At 47.8% G+C, this 510-nt stretch carries 1 tRNA gene and 1 rRNA gene; both read left to right on the forward strand.

Going from position 1 to position 510, the window contains the following annotated elements:
* Positions 1–70, forward strand: a 16S ribosomal RNA gene (locus ACYU70_RS22445); the annotation flags it as partial.
* A 101-nt stretch (positions 71–171) separates the two neighbouring features.
* Positions 172–245 (forward strand) — tRNA-Ile (locus tag ACYU70_RS22450).
* Positions 246–510: the final 265 nt, after the last annotated feature.

Genomic DNA, 510 nt, shown 5'->3' on the forward strand with positions numbered 1-510 from the left:
AGAACAGGTAATTAGGGCTAAGTCGTAACAAGGTAGCCGTACCGGAAGGTGCGGCTGGATCACCTCCTTTCTGGAGCAGTTCGACTCGTGAGTTCGTGTATGTGATACGCCTATAATTAAACAACTTGCTGTTGTCTTTTCCATCATTCAAATAATATTGAATCCGAATACGGGCTTGTAGCTCAGGTGGTTAGAGCGCTACACTGATAATGTAGAGGTCCGTGGTTCGAGTCCACGCAGGCCCACTTGGTTCGCCAGGTGGTCTGAAAAGTTCAGGATTCTGTAATACTGGTTGCTTTCAATAGGAAAGCAACTTCGACACTACTAAACACCAGAGTAGTACACGTTCTTTGACGTAAGGGGTAACAAAAACGAAGCGTAGCGCGCTTGCCTTAGTGATAAGGAAAGCAGCTTTCCGCAAGGGAAGCAGCGTTTACGAAACAAGAAGTAACAAAGAGCACACGGGGGATGCCTAGGGTCTCAGAGGCGACGAAGGACGCGATAAGCTGC

The sequence above is a fragment of the Hymenobacter segetis genome (assembly GCF_054776495.1).